This is a genomic window from Maribacter sp. 6B07 (genome assembly GCF_002700155.1).
Lineage (GTDB): Bacteria > Bacteroidota > Bacteroidia > Flavobacteriales > Flavobacteriaceae > Maribacter > Maribacter dokdonensis.
Genome location: NZ_PDUT01000004.1, coordinates 571,021 through 587,104, shown reverse-complemented (window position 1 = coordinate 587,104; position 16,084 = coordinate 571,021). Strand labels below are relative to the sequence as shown.

Here is a 16,084-nt window from a genome sequence, read left to right as displayed (position 1 = left end):
GTAGTGGTTTTTAGATTGTTAGACTTTTACATATTAATTCAAATTAAAAACTTCTGTTTCTTTAAAAGGTGATATATCTAAGCTTTTCATATTAGTTTGGTATTCTACCCATTCTTTGGCGAAGAAAGCATTTGTTTTTTGTAGCGCGCTCTGCAGATCATCTTTGGCAAATTGCATTAATTGTTTTTCCGTTGCCGTCATACCGGTTTTTCTAGATCCTACGTAGCGCCTTGCAATTTGAATACGTTGCATTACCGTCATTTCTTTACTACGGGTTATTCCTTGTCTTTTATCGACCTTACCTAAATATATAGCGGTGATAGAATCTATTTGTTTAATGATGTCTTTAGAGGCGTCTATTTGTTCTTTGTACTTTTTATCGTCCTCTTTTTTCAGATCTTTTTGAAACTTCTCTGCAACCTCTTTACTTTTTGCCAATTGCTGTACCGCATCTGCTGCTGTCTGCATGTATGATTCCAATTCTTTTCCGTTTGCATAGGCTTCATTGATTCCTGTTTGAGATACTTCTAAACGTGGGTCTGATTTTACCGTAATCGTAGTTTCTTCTTCCAGATCACCGTATAACATTTTTATGGTATAGGTGCCTGGTTTTACGTCTAAACCGCCAGATTCTTTCTTTTTGGTCTGTACTTTTCTAGAAGGTCTATCCGCGCCTTTTTCATCCATTCCCCAGTAGATTCTGTGAAATCCTGCTTTTTCTGGAGTCTTGTATTTTAAAGTTCGAATCAGTCTGTCGCCATCGTAAAAATCGAACTGAACGGAATCTTTCTTTTGAACTCCGGTCAACGCAACGCTATCTGTTTTTTCTTCTGTTTTTTCTTCGGATGAATCCTCTTTTTTACCCTTCATGCCCTTGCCCTTTTTGGCAGCTTTTTTACCTTCCTTTAAATAATAGGTAATCATAGCACCGGACTTTCTGTTTTCACCTTGGTAAAGACCATCGGCACCAAAACGACTGCCTGTAGGTTGCTGATAAGATGCCTGATATGCCGTTGGCGGAGTAAATAATTCTATTTCCTTGTTTAAAATGGTAGCATCTGCGGCTAAAGCTCGTAACGGACGAATATCATCTAATACCCATGCAGCACGACCAAATGTACCGATAACCAAATCTTGCTCTCTTGGGTGAATGGCTAAATCTTTGGTAGAAACCGTTGGGAAACCTTCGGTCCATTTCTGCCATTTGTCCCCTGCATTGAAAGAAACATACAATCCGTCATCGGTACCTAGGAACAATAAATTAGGATTTTCAGGGTCTTCAATAATGGATAGAGTATAGCTTTCTACATCTGTGGCATCAACAATTCTTGTCCAAGTTTTACCGTAATCTTTAGTTCTATATGCGTATGGCGTATAATTGAATCTTCTGTAATCGTTGGCGATCAACAATGCTTCACCCTTATTACGGGTAGATGCTTTTATTTGCGGAATCCAACTTCCTTTAGGTAAGCCTTTGATGTTTGCGGTTACTTCTGTCCAGGTTCCTCCACCGTTTTGGGTATAGTGCACACGACCGTCATCAGAGCCTACCCAAAGCATATCCCTTTCAACTGCAGAGGGTTCAATAACCAAAATTGTGGTATGGTTTTCGGCACCCGTAGCATCCATGGATAAACCGCCGCTTTCACTTTGCTTTTGTTTTTCTGGATTGTTCGTTGTCAAATCAGGTGAAATCACTTTCCAAGTCAATGCCTTATCCGTACTCTTATGTACAAACTGACTACCAAAATAAACGGTACTGGTATCAAAAGGATCTTGACTAATGGCCGAGTTCCAATTGAAACGTAGTTCGGTTTCCGCATCTGGTGGAGTAGGGCGTACAATGTAGTTATCACCGGTTACATGATCAAAACGTTGCACGTTACCTTGTTGGCTCATGGTATACCCATATCTAGAATCTACAGGATCGGGAACAACATCAAAACCGTCACCAAAACTAATTTCTTGCCAGTAGCTATTACGAATTCCCTGTGCTTTCCAAACATAGGCAGGTCCTCTCCAAGAACCGTTATCTTGCATGCCACCATAGACGTTATACGGATATTCATTATCTACCGCAATGTGGTAGAATTGCGCCACGGGAAGGTTGCCCACAAATCGCCATGTTTTTCCGCCATCTTTAGAGATATTGAGTCCGCCATCATTACCGTCCATCATAAACTGTCCGTTTTCTGGGTGGATCCAAAAGGCGTGGTGATCGGGGTGTACCCCGTTATCCGCACGGTATGCAGGCATCAATTGCGTAAAGTTTTTGCCGCCATCTTGCGAAACGTTCACATAGGTGAATACGGAGAATACCCTGTTCTCATTTTCTGGGTCTACGTAAATTTCAGAGTAATAGAAAGGTCTGTTACCTATATCGCTCTTATCGTTTACTTTTTTCCATTTAAAGCCGCCATCTTCAGATTTGTACAACGCATTCTTTTTAGCTTCAACCAAGGCATAGATAACCTCAGGTTTTCCCGGAGCAATGGCAACACCAATTCTACCCAGGTCACCAGCTGGTAAGCCATCTTCCTCACTTAATTTTTTCCAGTTTTTACCACCATCGTGGGTCATGTAAAGTCCGCTACCGGAACCACCGGAGTTAAAAAACCAAGGTTCGCGCTTGTGTTCCCACATGGCAGCGATCAGTTTATTAGGGTTGGTAGGATCCATAATAAGATCTGCAACCCCTGTTTTGTTATTTACGAACAACACCTTTTCCCAAGTCTCGCCACCATCGGTAGTCTTAAAAACGCCGCGTTCTGGGTGTTCTCCCCAAGGAGATCCAATAGCACCTACATAAACGGTGTTAGGGTTCATGGGGTCTATTTTGATTCTATGAATATGTCTAGTTTTTTCAAGACCCATAGATTTCCAGGTCTTTCCACCATCAAGGGATTTGTATACTCCGTAACCACCGTTTAAGCTATTTCTTGGGTTACCTTCACCAGTACCAGCCCAAATTACGGACGGATTACTTTGTTGAATCGCAACAGCTCCAATAGATGCGGTCACTTCTTTATCAAAAATAGGTTCCCATTTTACGCCACCGGAAGTAGATTTCCATAATCCGCCAGAAGCGGTACCTACATACATAATATCCGGATTGTCATTGACAACATCAATGGCGGTTACACGACCGCTCATACCACCGGGACCAATGTTACGGGGCTTTAGGTCTTGAACCAGGTCCATTTTAAAATCTTGTGCAGAAACGAAAATAGATGCGAAAAGCATCAACAGGGAGAGTAATCTTCTTGTCATTTGAGTGGTTTGTTAGTTATGTTTCTAAAAATAGCGGAAAAGAAAAGGAAGTATTCTTAAAAGGATGTTAACAGTATGTAGTTTTGAAGAATCCGTAATCCTTTAACAGTTTTGCAGTCCAGTGTACAGTGTTCATTGCTCAGTTGGCAGTAGCAGTTTGAGTTAACAGTAGCAGTTTTCAAAAACCAGTTTCGCTATGAGTTTTTCATTCTTGTTTTATCACATTGTAAATAAGGTCACTGAGCGTAGCCGAAGTGATAGTTTGTTCAGTAGGCAGTATCAGTTTTCAATTTCCACCAATTGTTAAGCCATGCGTTTCTCCTAAACCAAGGTCACTGAGCGTAGCCGAAGTGACCGAGCAACGAACAACGAGCAACCAATCAAAGAACTTGAAAAATCCCGAACAATTCGTTCCCTTGTCTTGGTTTAATGGAGTTATAGCAAGGATCGAAAGTGATCGTTTTAAAATAGGGGAATAAATAATTGGTATACAGGTCTTTGTTTCCGCCAAAAGGTCGTTTTTCCATATCACCGGTTAGGGGAAAAGTGAACCAGAGTCCCACTAATTTCCCATTAGATTTTAATAGGCTTGCCATTTGTTTGGCATAGGCATTTCTATTAGCATGGGTAGGTACAAAAGAGCAGAAAAAGGTTTGCTCTAAAATTAGATCGTATTGGCCTTTGAACTCAAAAAAATCAGATTGGTGCATGTTTTTATCGGGGAAATCGGGGTTTCTTTTTTTGAATTCTTTTAACGGAATTTCAGAGATATCTAGAATATGGACGTGGGTAAATCCTTGCTTCCAAAGGTATTCGGCTTCGTAAGCATTTCCGGCACCAGGAATTAAAATCTGAATCGATTTATCGGTTAATTGATCGGCATATTCTTTAATAGGCGTAGAAGGGTAGCCAATGTCCCAACCCATATCTTTATTCATATACCTTTCTGTCCAATAATGCTCTTCTTCTTTCAAGATAATATAGTATTTGTCGGTACAGTAAATTTAATCAGAATTAGCCAATTTCTACCATCTATGTAGAATTGAATACCATTGATCATAGTTTCATTGCCGTAGATAAATCAAATACCTATCTTTCGTATCTACTAAATACCAACTACTTAAATACATGAAATACTCTTTTTTATCGGTAATGGCAATTTGCCTAACGTACGTATGCTCAGCGCAGACAAATCCACAATGGGCACGTTACCCGGCCATTTCTCCCAACGGTGAAACTATTGCGTTTACGTACAAAGGAAACATCTTTACAGTGCCTTTGGATGGTGGCGTGGCAAAACAGCTAACGTACCACGTTGCTAATGATTATGCGCCGGTTTGGAGCAAGAACGGAGAAAAAATTGCTTTCTCCTCGGACAGATACGGCAATTTTGATGTGTATATCATGGATGCCAAAGGAGGACCGTCAACCAGATTGACCTATCATAGTAACGATGAAAAGGCGTTCAGTTTTTCTGCTGACGATACCGCAGTTTTATTTGGTGCCATGCGATTGGATGATGCTGAGCATCGTCAATACCCAACAGCATCACAACCAGAACTGTACAGTGTTCCCGCAAATGGGGGTAGGGTAGATCAGGTGTTGACCGTTCCAGCAGAAGATGTACAAGTAAATGCCGATGGTTCTAAAATGGTATATCATGATAAAAAAGGCTATGAAGATGCCTTTAGAAAACATCACACATCTGCCATTACCAGAGATATTTGGTCGTATGAACCAGCAACGGGAAAACATACCAAATTAACCAATTTTAAGGGGGAAGACCGTAATCCGGTATTTTCAAAAGACGGTAGTGCCATTTACTATTTAAGCGAGCAAGAAGGCTCTTTTAATGTCTATTCCATGTCGTTGACGGGAGCATCTGAAATTACTGCACATACCAGTTTTAAGACTCACCCGGTACGCTCATTAAGTATTGGGGACGATACCTTGGCATTTGGTTATGATGGAGAAATTTATACGCTAAAAGCCGGTGAAGGTGCTAAGAAGGTAGAAATAATAGTAAGAACGCAAGAGGATAGTAATGCTATCACCTATAAATCGGTCAACGGTGGTGTTCAAGAAATGGATGTAGCCCCTAACGGCAAAGAAATTGCATTTATAAGCAGGGGAGAAGTATTTGTGACCTCGGTAGATGGTTCTTTGACCAAGCGTATCACTAACACCCCGGAACAGGAACGCTTTGTAAAATTTATGCCAGATGGCACATCTGTAGCGTACAGCAGTGAACGCAATGGCAAGTGGAGCATTTTTAAATCTTCAAAGGTGCGATCGGAAGAGCCTTATTTCTTTGCGGCTACCCTGATCAAAGAAGATACTTTGGTAACGTCTAAAAATGATATTTACTTGCCTGAGTTTTCTCCGGATAGTACCTATGTGGCATATATAGAAGATAGAAAGACCTTAAAGGTCAAGAATCTAAAAACAAAAGAGGTAAGCACATTATTGACTCCAGATGAAATCATACATATGAGGGACGGAGACCAGTATTACCAGTGGAGTCCGGATAGCAAATGGTTATTGGTAGACTGGAGTGTTTCACTGAACAACACGGAGGTGCTTTTGATATCCAAGGATGGGAAAAAGCGTAAAAACCTGACCCAAAGTGGCTACTATGAGTACTACCCAAAATGGGTGGGCGATGGTAGTCAGATCATGTATTTCACTAACCGTAACGGTCTAAAAAGTTATGCCACCAGTGGTTCTTTTGAGACCGATGTATATACCATGTTCTTGACCCAAGAGTCTTGGGACAAATTCAACAATACCAAAGAAGAGTATGATCTGTTGAAAATGATAGAAGAGACTAAAAAAGAAAAAGAAGGCGAGGATAAAGACGATAAAAAGAAGAAGGGTAAGAAGGAAGAGAAACCTAAAATAAATACCTTAAAATTCGATTTGGAGGATGTAGACCGAAGAAAAGCGCGATTAACCATACACTCCTCTAAATTGTCTGATGCCGTACTCTCAAAAGATGGCGAAAAACTGTACTACCTGACCAAATTTGAAAAGGACTATAATCTTTGGGAAACAGAAATACGTACCAAAAGCACCAAAATGTTGGTGGCACTAGGTGCAAAATCGGCAAGTTTACAGTGGGATGCCAAAAAGGAAAACTTATTTCTATTATCCGATGGTAGCATTTCTAAAGTAGATGTTGCGGGCGGTAAAAAAGAATCGGTGAAACTGAATGCCGAAATGGTATTGGATGCCGATGCCGAACGTAAATTTATGTTCGATCACATTTGGCTAAAGACCAATGGCATATTTTATACATCTACCTTTCATGGAATTGATTGGCATGCTATGCGTACCGAATATGAAAAGTACCTGCCGCATATTGGCAATGACTTTGAGTTTATGGAAATGGTATCGGAAATGTTGGGAGAGCTGAACGTGAGTCACGCCGGCGGGCGCTTCTACGGTGCCATTGAAAATGGTGATGAAACCGCATCGTTGGGTATTTTTATGGATTATGATTATAAAGGCGACGGAATAAAAATTACCGAAGTCATAAAAGGCGGTCCGTTGGATAAGGCTGGTTTTGACATTTCACCCGGCATGGTCATACAGAAAATAAACGGTGAGACCATTGGTGCGGACACAGATGTGGCGCGCTATTTAAACCGCGTTGCTGGAGATTTTACCCTGCTTGATATTGTGGATGAAAAAGGCAAAAAGAAACAGCTGACCGTAAAGCCTATTTCGCTAAGGGAAGAAGGAGGTCTGTTGTATGACCGTTGGGTGAAAACCAATGAAAAGGAAGTGCTTAAAAAGAGCAACGGAACCTTGGGCTATGTGCATATACCCGGTATGGCAGACGGACCCTACCGTACCATTTATGAAGAAATGTTGGGCAAGTTCAATGATAAAAAAGCGGTCATTATAGATACCCGTTTTAATGGTGGTGGCGATTTAGTAGCAGACCTGGCCATGTTCTTTACCGGTATACCATTTTTATCTTACGAAACGGAAGATAGGGTAGTAGGTGGCGAGCCAACCTCTAGGTGGACAAAACCAACCTTGGCCATGTTCAATGAATCTATGTATAGCGACGGTTCTTGCTTTGCGAGCGGTTATGTGGATTTAAAGATCGGTAAGACCGTGGGAATGCCCGTACCGGGTACCTGTAGTTTTGCGGGTTGGGAACGTTTACCCAATGGAGGTGTTTGGGGCGTAGTACCCGTAAGTGCCAAAAACAAAGCAGGCGAATGGATGGAAAACAACGAGACCGATCCAGAATTCATTGTTAAAAACCAACCCGGTGTTATTGCAAATGGCATTGATCAGCAACTAGAGAAGTCAATAGAGGTGTTATTGAAAGAGGTGGAGTAACGCCGAATTTAGTACATAAGAGTAAATTACAATTGTACATATATTTTTATATTTAGGGATATGTACAATTGTGTTCATATATAATAGTTAGGTGCAATTTATAAAATGAAAATACCTGAAATAAAACTTACGCCAACTCCCGAGACTGAAGAAGCAAAATCGGCACTCGGATACAAATGGAATGAAGAAGCTGGATATCGCCATAAACTTGGAGGAGAAGCGGACGGAATCTCTGAAGCGGATTATCCAAAATGTAAGGATTGTGGTGAGAAAATGACTTTTTACGCTAAAATTGACTCAATTGGAGATGATTTTGACTTAGCTGATTGCATGGTTATCCACCAATTCGTTTGCTTCGATTGCTTTACCGTGGACTCACAATTAAATCAAATTTAAAAGTTGTTAAATGGACTTATTCGACCGACAGGTAGAGCGAAATTTAAAAGGGATTGAGCTTGAAAAATCGGGAGAAGTTGATAAGGCAATCAAATTATACGAGTTAAATATTGCAGAAGACTTTATAGGTCCACACCCATACAATAGGCTTGCAATTATATATTCAAAGAGAAAACAAGTTAACGACGAAATTAGAGTTTTGGACAAAGCTATAAAGGTTTTCAGTGCGCTGAACTCCAATTCTCAAGAGGAAGTAAACCCTAAATTGCAGAAGTTTAAAAAAAGGTGGGAAAAAGCCAATAATAAAAACAGCACCTAACATTGGCTATAATTCATTGCTACTTTTCGTTAACTTGAAACCTTTAAACAAAGTAACCGGCTGAATTCCGCACGGACATTTCCCGTTGGGAAAGTCTGCAACGAAATCATAGCCGAGACCGTTACCAAATATTTAAAATGAACCTTAGAAATTTATTGTTCTTACTTGCTTTAACAATGTTATCCGGATGTGGATGTACGGACGATGTAACCCTAGATTATCAACTGACAGATTTTGAAAAATCACTTATTCCCTTTGATTCTGATACAGAAGTTGAATTCATTACTGATGATCAGGTAATCATTAAGGCATTAAATACGGAAAAGACAATCGAAATAATGGATTTGAATTTTTCTGATGACGAAAGCTGTATGTCCACACTAATCGAAATACATGAGAACGAATTAATTTTTGAAAGCGAGGGAAAGCAATTTGGTTATAGAGTTGCGAAAAACCACGGGAATAGTTCTAATATTGGGGCGACCGATGGAATTATATCATACGGTGCCGGGGAAACGAATACGGAAAACCTAGAAGAGAGATTGACTAATATTTCAACCGACGGATTTGAATTTAATAACGTAATTGTTCTGAACTCAATCGATAATTCTACATTCATAGTTTGTAAAGCTAATAGAGGAATTGAATTTATAAAAAACAGTGACGGTAGTTATTTAAAGCGTGTGGAATAAAACATTTGGAAACAAAACTTAAACCTAATGCGGGCTAATAGGTAAAACCAAAAAGTCTGCGTATATTTATAAAGTCGCTATCCCGATAGCTATTGGGAATAGATTTAGCTTTAGATAAGAAAAAATAAAGCAAAACAATAAGATTTAGCGTCCATGCATAGACCTGCCTGCCGGCAGGCGGAAACAAAAAGTTTCCTTACTTCCCCACTACGCTTAGCACAGACCGTTGAAGCCAATAATACTAACTATATGAAAAAATCAATACTTATTCTGACAACAATTATTTTATTTGTGCTTCCACAAATAGTAACCTCTCAAAGCAAGTCATTTGTACCTGCGGATTTTAAAGTCCCAGATACACTTGAGAATCAACAATTCAGAATTAGAATGCTGACCGTTAATGACGTTGTAAAAGACTATGACGCGGTAATGACAAGTATTAGCCATTTACAAAAAATGTTCTATCCAGTATGGAACTGGCCAACAGAGAATTTATCATTTGAACAGGATTTAATTGATTTGGGATGGCATCAAAAAGAGTTCCAAATGCGAAGTTCGTTTGCGTATACTGTTGTAAGTCTTGATGAAAGTCAAGTGCTTGGCTGCTTATATATTGAACCTACTAAAAAGGCTGATTTTGATGCTGAAATTTATATGTGGGTACGACAAAGTGAGGTTGCAAACGGACTTGACTCAATTCTGTTTAGCACCGTAAAGAAATGGATTGACAACGAATGGACTTTTAAGAACCCTGCTTATCCCATTAGGGAAATAAGTTTGGAGAAATGGATGTCAATGAAATAAATAATTACTGGCTACAATAATGGGTATAACCCTGCGGATAATTCCACATCGTAATTATAACCGAGACCGTTACCAAACATATGAAAATTGCCAATAAAGAAATACATCCATCTTTTATAATTTATCTAGTTTCAATGGTATTACCAATTTTTTTAATTCAGGTTTATTATTAGGTATCATGGGATTATTTTTAGGCTGGGCAGGCATATTAGTGGGTAGCCTATTTATAAGTCTATCTTGGATATCGAATTTTTTGTACTTAAGTAGCCTACTTAGCTACGAAACTGAATTTGAAAACTCAAATTAAATTGTCTGGTGCGGCAATAGTTTTAGGATTGTTTGCGATTGGAATTAGAGAACTCCCTGAAAATGCTGGAGGTAAAAATATGGAGGTTTATGTTGGATTTGGTTATATAACTTGGATGATTAGTTTTATATACTTGTTTTTAGACCAAGTAAAGGAATTAAAAGTATTAAGTAAATAACGTTCTAATATAGTACGGATATATTCCTGTCTTTAATGAATGCCAACTACAACATAAAATACATTAAATAACCAAGCCTAAACCTAATGCAGACTAACAGGTAAAGTCCAAAAGTCTGCGTATATTTATAAAGTCGCTATCCCGATAGCTATTGGGAATAGATTTAGCTTTAGATAAGAAAAAAAATAAAGCAAAACAATAAGATTTAGCGTCATGCGTAGACCTGCCTGCCGGCAGGCGGAAACGAAAAGTTTCCTTACTTCCCCACTACGTTTAGCACAAGCCACGTGCTTCATACTGAAAAGCGAAAAGGATAATAAAACGGGAAAGCCGAAAACCGACCAATGTAGGCACTAAACAATCAGAATTATGAAAATACCAACTAACCGATTAGCATTAATGGCAACACTTTTTGCAATGGCTTTTGTATTCCAAAGTTGTGAACAAAAACAAAAGGAGGAAACTAGAGAAGTGGAAGAAGAGGTAATTGTTGAACCAGAGAAACCTGAATATTTTCTATTGCGCCCAGAAGTAGAAAAAGCTTACGGATATTCTCACGCTGTGAAAATTGGGAATAGCATTAAAATTTCTGGTGCTGTAAGTATGGATGATGAGGGAAATCCAACTGCTATTGGCGATATGGAACAGCAGATGAAGAATTGTTATGCTGATTTGGAAAAAATATTGAAACACTTTGGTTGCACATTTGACGATGTTGTAAAAGAAGATGTTTTTACCACTGATATGGCACAAATGTTGGAAAAATCAGCATATCGTGCTGAAATATATAAAAATGGATTTCCAACTGGCTCTTGGCTAGAAGTAAAAGGATTGGCACTTCCTGAATTTATGGTTGAAATAGAACTCGAAGTGCATAAATCGGAATAAAAAGTACGACAGTAGAACAAGGTAATTGAAATTTAGACAGATTCAACTATCTCGAAACAAGTTCGGGACGGGCTGTGCTAATCCACTCGGAATTGCTTATGCCCGTAGTAAACCGAAAATAATCGCTAATTTAATCCGTAATTATCTGATATATAATGCTAAAATAGCAAGAACAACCATAAAAAGAATTAGGGTCATATGAAAATAATAAAGAAAATAGGAAAGTGGTTTTTGGTTTTACTGGGAGCGCTAGTTGCATTTATTTTAGTTGTTTTATTAGTTATCCGAATCAATAGTTCCGGAGAAGAAGAACCTTTTTTAGATGAACAAAGTAATGTGCTTCCAAATAGTATTGCCATGCACGAGGACATGACCATAAACGGAGTGCCACAACGAATTACGATTAGGGGGAAAGACAAAAATAATCCCGTGCTACTAATAGTTCACGGCGGACCGGGTGCACCAATTTTACCGGTTATTTATAAACTCACTGGGATTGATTTAGAAGATATATTCACGGTTTGTTATTGGGATCAAAGAGGGTCTGGACTAGCTTATAATGATAGCGTACCTGATTCAGCAATTACCTTAAACCAAATAGTAGATGATGGTTTGCAACTATCAGAACATTTAAAAGAGACTTTTAAAAAGGATAAGATTTACATTGAAGGTTTATCATAGGGAACTGCTGTAGCTGCTTATATGGTACAAAAACAGCCTGAATTATATCACGCCTATATTGGTAGTGGTCTAATGGCGAATCTATCACTCTCGGAAGAATTGTCCTATGAATTTGCACTATCGGAATCACAAAAGCACAATGATACTATTTCAGTCAATCTATTAAAACAAATTGGAAGGCCACCTTATATTGAAAACTCAAAAAATTCAGTAACTGAAGCCTTTGAAATAGAAAGACAAATTGTTATGAAGTATGCACCGATAAAATTAGAAACCGACTTCAATTTTATTAAAAGGATGTTTTTGGATAATGGATTAACGTTTAGTGAAAAATTTACGGATATGATCAATAGTCCAGAAACTTACTATCCTGCAGCTAAGATTTTACAACCCACTGCAATAGATATGAATTTAATGTGTGATATCCCAGAACTTAAAGTACCTGTCTATATTTTGCAAGGAGATAATGACCATTTTACCGAAACCTCTGTTGCAAAGATGTATTTTGATTCCATTAGGGCACCTTCAAAAAAATGGTTTTTATTTGAGAATGGCACACACGGAGTACAGGTAGAATATCCAGAAAAATATCGATCCATATACATCAACGAAATATTGAAAAAATAATTTGTATGAAGATTGAAACAATAGGTTTGTTTACCTTCATATGATGTTTAGCCAAGCTATTATAAGTATTTTAAAAATGAAATTATGGACGTATTAAAACTAGCAATAGAATGGGCAAAAGCCGAAGTATTTTCAACACGTTTCTTTATTTTCTTTGCAATTGGTTTTTTAATCGCAAGTGTAGGATTTTGGCAATTGGGAAAAACAGATTTAGCAAAGGCATATATCATTCCAACGCTAGTAGTAGGTATCTTACTCTTAATAATTGGTAGCGGCACTAACTACGCCAATAATAAAAGAATTAAACAATTTGAAAAGGATTTTTATACCGACGAAACTGCCTTTTATCAGTCTGAAATTCAACGATCTGAATCCACTATTAAGCAATTTGAGGCGGTATTTAAAATTGTTCCAATAGTAATCATCATTGCGGCATTAATAATACTATATGTGAAAACTCCAACTTGGAGAGCAATCTGTATTACAACTCTTTCCATGTTAATGGTCATTTTATTCATTGACGGAAATGCACTGTCAAGAATAGAAAACTACCACAAAGCATTAAAATTGTTGGACTTGAAAAACAAAACAACTAATAAAATGTAGTAATTTGTCTTGTGTTTCATTTGAAAAGTAACACTCACAATTGCCTTACTTTTCTCACGAAGCCGTTAGTAATAATAGCATTTGAACGCAAATGGAAAAGAGAAAGATACATTTTGACAATATGAAAAGTTGGATTTGGATATTCGTTCTATTCCTTTCTCTGATTTTTATTTTGGTGGGTTTTTTTGAATTATTTGAATTTGAAAATCCAAAACTGAACAAAAGAATAAGTGCTATTGGATTTTTTCTACAACTGGTTTATTTCAGTAAAATGTTTTGGTATAAGAATTATGTTCAATGGAACAAAAAAGGAGTTGTTGTTCGGGTAAACTCTTGGATTTCAAAATCATTGAATTTTGACCAAATCAAAAAGACCGAATTAATTCAGAATACATTAATAATTACAAAGAACAATGGAGATACAGTTAAGTTTGACCTGAATGAAATTAAGGAAACTGATACTCAAAAACTGAATGAGATAATAGTAAAAAATACTATTGCCAATAACGTTTTACGCAGCTAGAGCAAATTGGTCTACGATGGTATCCGCTCGGATTTGCAAACGTTAGTTCTTAACCGTTTTGAATAATTTAACGACCACTTGAATTGAAAATTAGAAAAGCAACAGAAACTGATATTGACCAAGTATGGGAAATATTCTCAAAAGTGATTGAAACTGGAGATACCTATGTTTTCAATCCAAATACACCAAAAAAGGATTTGAAAAAGCATTGGTTTGCTGATTATATGGAAACATATGTTATTGAAGAGAACGGACAAATACTTGGTACATATATTATTAAACCCAATCAAATTGATTTAGGAAACCATATTGCAAATTGCAGTTATATGGTAAATCCTAATTCTCACGGAAAGGGCATTGGAAAAAAACTTTGTGAACATTCTCTCGAAATAGCAAAGGAAAATCAATTTATAGGAATTCAATTCAATATCGTAGTAAGTACGAATAAAGGAGCAGTTGAATTATGGAAAAAATATGGATTTGAAATCATTGGAACTACGCCTAAGGGATTTAGACACCCTAAATTAGGATTGGTAGATACCTATATTATGTATAAGCATTTAAAGAAATAAAAAACTACCTATAACAGTGTAATTACGCAACTATTGCGGATTCGATTTTATATCAATCCACTTGTAATTGTTGACATCATTGTTTTAACTATTCCACACAAAATGAAAAAACTATTCACCCTTCATAATTTAAAATTCGTATTAGGTTTCGCAACCGGATTTATTATTTATGATGCCTTTGCAAAAGATGAAATTGACTGGGTAAAAGCAATTGTTGTGGCCATTTTGTCTGTGGTTATAATGTTTGGGATTGATAGGGTAAAAAAATAGGATTAAATTTGCTTCGACTTAAGGCTAGAAAATTCTTCTTACGCCTATACCGGTCACTAGTTAAAGCAAACTTTCAATTCAATTCATTTTTATACCAAGTCTAAAACAATCTCATGATTACATTTATTACGGCACTGGTTTTATTGGTATTGGGGTATATGTTCTACGGTAAGTTCGTGGATAAAACCTTTCAGCCCAATGAAACCAAAGATACTCCCGCACACACTATGGAAGACGGGGTAGACTTTGTGCCCATGAACAGTAATAGAAATGCATTTATTCAAATTTTGAATATTGCAGGGGTAGGTCCCATTTTTGGTCCCATATTGGGTGCTTTGTACGGTCCCATAGCCTTTATTTGGATCGTGCTTGGATCCATCTTTGCAGGTGCCGTTCATGATTACCTTACCGGTATGATCTCTTTACGTTTTGGCGGAGCACACTTGCCGGCATTGGCATCGCGGTTTTTGGGGAAATCATTTAGTCACGTGGTTAATTTCTTTGCCCTATTACTTTTAATATTGGTGGGCACCGTTTTTGTAACTGCACCCGCAAATATGATCAATGATGTTATTGGTTCGGAAACCAGTTATTTGACCATAGTTCTTTTTGCCATATTCTTTTATTACATAGTCGCAACCTTATTGCCTATAGATAAGATCATAGGTAAAATTTATCCTGTACTTGGTTTGTTACTTATATTAAGTGCCATAGGTATTTGCATAGGTATGTTCGTCATTGGAAATCCTATTCCGGAGCTTACGTTTCAAAATATGCATCCGCAGAACATTCCTTACTTTCCAGTTATTTTCTTAACGATATCCTGTGGGGCTTTATCGGGTTTTCATGCCACGCAATCGCCCATTATTTCGCGTACCATCAATAATGAGAAAGACGGAAGAAAAGTGTTTTATGGCATGATGATTCTTGAGGCTGCCATTGCCATGGTATGGGCAGCGGCATCCATGAGTATTTTAGATGGAGATCAGTTAAATGTGCTGTTGCAAAACGGAGGGCCTACTGCCGTGGTAAACAAAATTGCCCTTATTTCATTAGGAAGCATTGGCGGTACCATAGCTGTATTGGGCGTTATTGTGTTACCCATAACATCGGGAGATACCTCGTTCAGGGCTGCACGTATGATTATTGCCGATTATTTAAAGATAGATCAAAAAGTATTGAAGAATCGGTTTATGGTGGCAATTCCGTTGTTTATCATCTCGTTCATTTTAACCAACATGGATTTTCAGTTATTGTGGAGGTATTTTTCATGGGCAAACCAAGTTACGGCTGCCATTGCCCTGTGGATCGGAGCGGTTTATTTATATCAAAAGAAAGCGTATTATTTAATAGCCTTAGTACCCGCATTTTTTATTACCAGTGTTGTGGGTTCTTACATATTTTATGACCCAAATGTTGGGTTGGGATTGGATATTCAAATATCCAATTGGATCGGTATAGGGATTTCAACCTTGATCACCATTCTGTTTTTTAAAAATAAGAGGGAACAGGGAGTACCGCATTAAATCATCAATAAACTTCATTGCAAAATAGTAGCAATGAAATGTATTTTGTCATCATAAGCGTTAATTAGA

Annotated in this window: 16 protein-coding genes; 14 read left to right on the top strand and 2 right to left on the bottom strand. The window is 37.7% G+C overall.

The genetic code is table 11. The annotated features are described in order from the left end of the window. Nucleotides 1–33 precede the first annotated feature (33 nt). Nucleotides 34–3,270, bottom strand: coding sequence for a hypothetical protein (locus tag CSC80_RS16810; protein WP_236973424.1), 3,237 nt, complete (start codon nucleotides 3,268–3,270; stop codon nucleotides 34–36). 380 nt (nucleotides 3,271–3,650) lie between these two features. Then, nucleotides 3,651–4,244, bottom strand: coding sequence for a methyltransferase domain-containing protein (locus CSC80_RS16805; protein WP_343224357.1), 594 nt, complete (start codon nucleotides 4,242–4,244; stop codon nucleotides 3,651–3,653). A gap of 154 nt (nucleotides 4,245–4,398) precedes the next feature. Between CSC80_RS16805 and CSC80_RS16800 the strand changes: the two genes are divergently transcribed. The 14 genes from CSC80_RS16800 (at nucleotide 4,399) to CSC80_RS16740 (ending at nucleotide 16,015) form a co-directional block, all read left to right on the top strand. Further along, nucleotides 4,399–7,626, top strand: a complete 3,228-nt coding sequence (locus tag CSC80_RS16800) for a S41 family peptidase (RefSeq protein ID WP_099193141.1) — start codon at nucleotides 4,399–4,401, stop codon at nucleotides 7,624–7,626. Between the two features lie 105 nt (nucleotides 7,627–7,731). After that, a complete protein-coding gene (locus tag CSC80_RS16795) occupies nucleotides 7,732–8,022 on the top strand; it encodes a hypothetical protein (protein WP_099193140.1) in 291 nt (96 codons plus the stop codon). Between the two features lie 10 nt (nucleotides 8,023–8,032). Next, a complete protein-coding gene (locus CSC80_RS16790) occupies nucleotides 8,033–8,341 on the top strand; it encodes a hypothetical protein (protein ID WP_099193139.1) in 309 nt (102 codons plus the stop codon). Between the two features lie 137 nt (nucleotides 8,342–8,478). After that, nucleotides 8,479–9,033 carry a hypothetical protein gene (locus CSC80_RS16785; RefSeq protein ID WP_099193138.1) on the top strand — a complete coding sequence of 185 codons (555 nt, stop codon included), beginning with the start codon at nucleotides 8,479–8,481 and terminating at the stop codon, nucleotides 9,031–9,033. A 249-nt stretch (nucleotides 9,034–9,282) separates the two neighbouring features. Next, nucleotides 9,283–9,837: a GNAT family N-acetyltransferase gene (locus CSC80_RS16780; protein ID WP_091603397.1), complete on the top strand. Its 555-nt coding sequence runs from the start codon at nucleotides 9,283–9,285 to the stop codon at nucleotides 9,835–9,837. A 290-nt stretch (nucleotides 9,838–10,127) separates the two neighbouring features. Continuing rightward, nucleotides 10,128–10,322 (top strand): hypothetical protein, encoded by a 195-nt coding sequence (locus CSC80_RS16775; protein WP_099193137.1) that lies wholly within the window; start codon nucleotides 10,128–10,130, stop codon nucleotides 10,320–10,322. Nucleotides 10,323–10,691: 369 nt separating this feature from the next. Next, nucleotides 10,692–11,210, top strand: a complete 519-nt coding sequence (locus tag CSC80_RS16770) for a RidA family protein (RefSeq protein ID WP_236973423.1) — start codon at nucleotides 10,692–10,694, stop codon at nucleotides 11,208–11,210. Nucleotides 11,211–11,408: 198 nt separating this feature from the next. After that, the gene (locus tag CSC80_RS16765) at nucleotides 11,409–11,891 is read left to right on the top strand and encodes an alpha/beta hydrolase (protein ID WP_099193135.1); all 483 of its coding nucleotides are present in this window, start codon (nucleotides 11,409–11,411) and stop codon (nucleotides 11,889–11,891) included. Between the two features lie 21 nt (nucleotides 11,892–11,912). Then, a complete protein-coding gene (locus tag CSC80_RS16760; protein WP_099193134.1) occupies nucleotides 11,913–12,518 on the top strand; it encodes an alpha/beta hydrolase in 606 nt (201 codons plus the stop codon). Nucleotides 12,519–12,602: 84 nt separating this feature from the next. Further along, on the top strand, nucleotides 12,603–13,124 hold the full coding sequence (locus CSC80_RS16755) for a hypothetical protein (protein WP_099193133.1): 522 nt from the start codon (nucleotides 12,603–12,605) through the stop codon (nucleotides 13,122–13,124). Between the two features lie 91 nt (nucleotides 13,125–13,215). Further along, complete coding sequence (locus tag CSC80_RS16750) at nucleotides 13,216–13,647, top strand: hypothetical protein (RefSeq protein WP_099193132.1); 432 nt, start codon at nucleotides 13,216–13,218, stop codon at nucleotides 13,645–13,647. An 83-nt stretch (nucleotides 13,648–13,730) separates the two neighbouring features. Then, nucleotides 13,731–14,219, top strand: a complete 489-nt coding sequence (locus CSC80_RS16745; protein ID WP_071339652.1) for a GNAT family N-acetyltransferase — start codon at nucleotides 13,731–13,733, stop codon at nucleotides 14,217–14,219. Between the two features lie 102 nt (nucleotides 14,220–14,321). Further along, entirely contained in the window at nucleotides 14,322–14,489 is a 168-nt protein-coding gene (locus CSC80_RS19530) for a hypothetical protein (RefSeq protein ID WP_157490837.1), read from the top strand. Nucleotides 14,490–14,602: 113 nt separating this feature from the next. Continuing rightward, nucleotides 14,603–16,015, top strand: coding sequence for a carbon starvation CstA family protein (locus CSC80_RS16740; protein ID WP_099193131.1), 1,413 nt, complete (start codon nucleotides 14,603–14,605; stop codon nucleotides 16,013–16,015). Nucleotides 16,016–16,084: the final 69 nt, after the last annotated feature.

Coding starts and splice junctions, on each gene's coding strand:
- CSC80_RS16755 (WP_099193133.1), top strand. CDS start 12,603: ATGGACGTATTAAAACTAGCAATAGAATGGGCAAAAGCCGAAGTATTT.
- CSC80_RS16740 (WP_099193131.1), top strand. CDS start 14,603: ATGATTACATTTATTACGGCACTGGTTTTATTGGTATTGGGGTATATG.
- CSC80_RS16810 (WP_236973424.1), bottom strand. CDS start 3,270: ATGACAAGAAGATTACTCTCCCTGTTGATGCTTTTCGCATCTATTTTC.
- CSC80_RS16790 (WP_099193139.1), top strand. CDS start 8,033: ATGGACTTATTCGACCGACAGGTAGAGCGAAATTTAAAAGGGATTGAG.
- CSC80_RS16795 (WP_099193140.1), top strand. CDS start 7,732: ATGAAAATACCTGAAATAAAACTTACGCCAACTCCCGAGACTGAAGAA.
- CSC80_RS16780 (WP_091603397.1), top strand. CDS start 9,283: ATGAAAAAATCAATACTTATTCTGACAACAATTATTTTATTTGTGCTT.
- CSC80_RS16750 (WP_099193132.1), top strand. CDS start 13,216: ATGGAAAAGAGAAAGATACATTTTGACAATATGAAAAGTTGGATTTGG.
- CSC80_RS16800 (WP_099193141.1), top strand. CDS start 4,399: ATGAAATACTCTTTTTTATCGGTAATGGCAATTTGCCTAACGTACGTA.
- CSC80_RS16765 (WP_099193135.1), top strand. CDS start 11,409: ATGAAAATAATAAAGAAAATAGGAAAGTGGTTTTTGGTTTTACTGGGA.
- CSC80_RS16760 (WP_099193134.1), top strand. CDS start 11,913: ATGGTACAAAAACAGCCTGAATTATATCACGCCTATATTGGTAGTGGT.
- CSC80_RS19530 (WP_157490837.1), top strand. CDS start 14,322: ATGAAAAAACTATTCACCCTTCATAATTTAAAATTCGTATTAGGTTTC.
- CSC80_RS16785 (WP_099193138.1), top strand. CDS start 8,479: ATGAACCTTAGAAATTTATTGTTCTTACTTGCTTTAACAATGTTATCC.
- CSC80_RS16770 (WP_236973423.1), top strand. CDS start 10,692: ATGAAAATACCAACTAACCGATTAGCATTAATGGCAACACTTTTTGCA.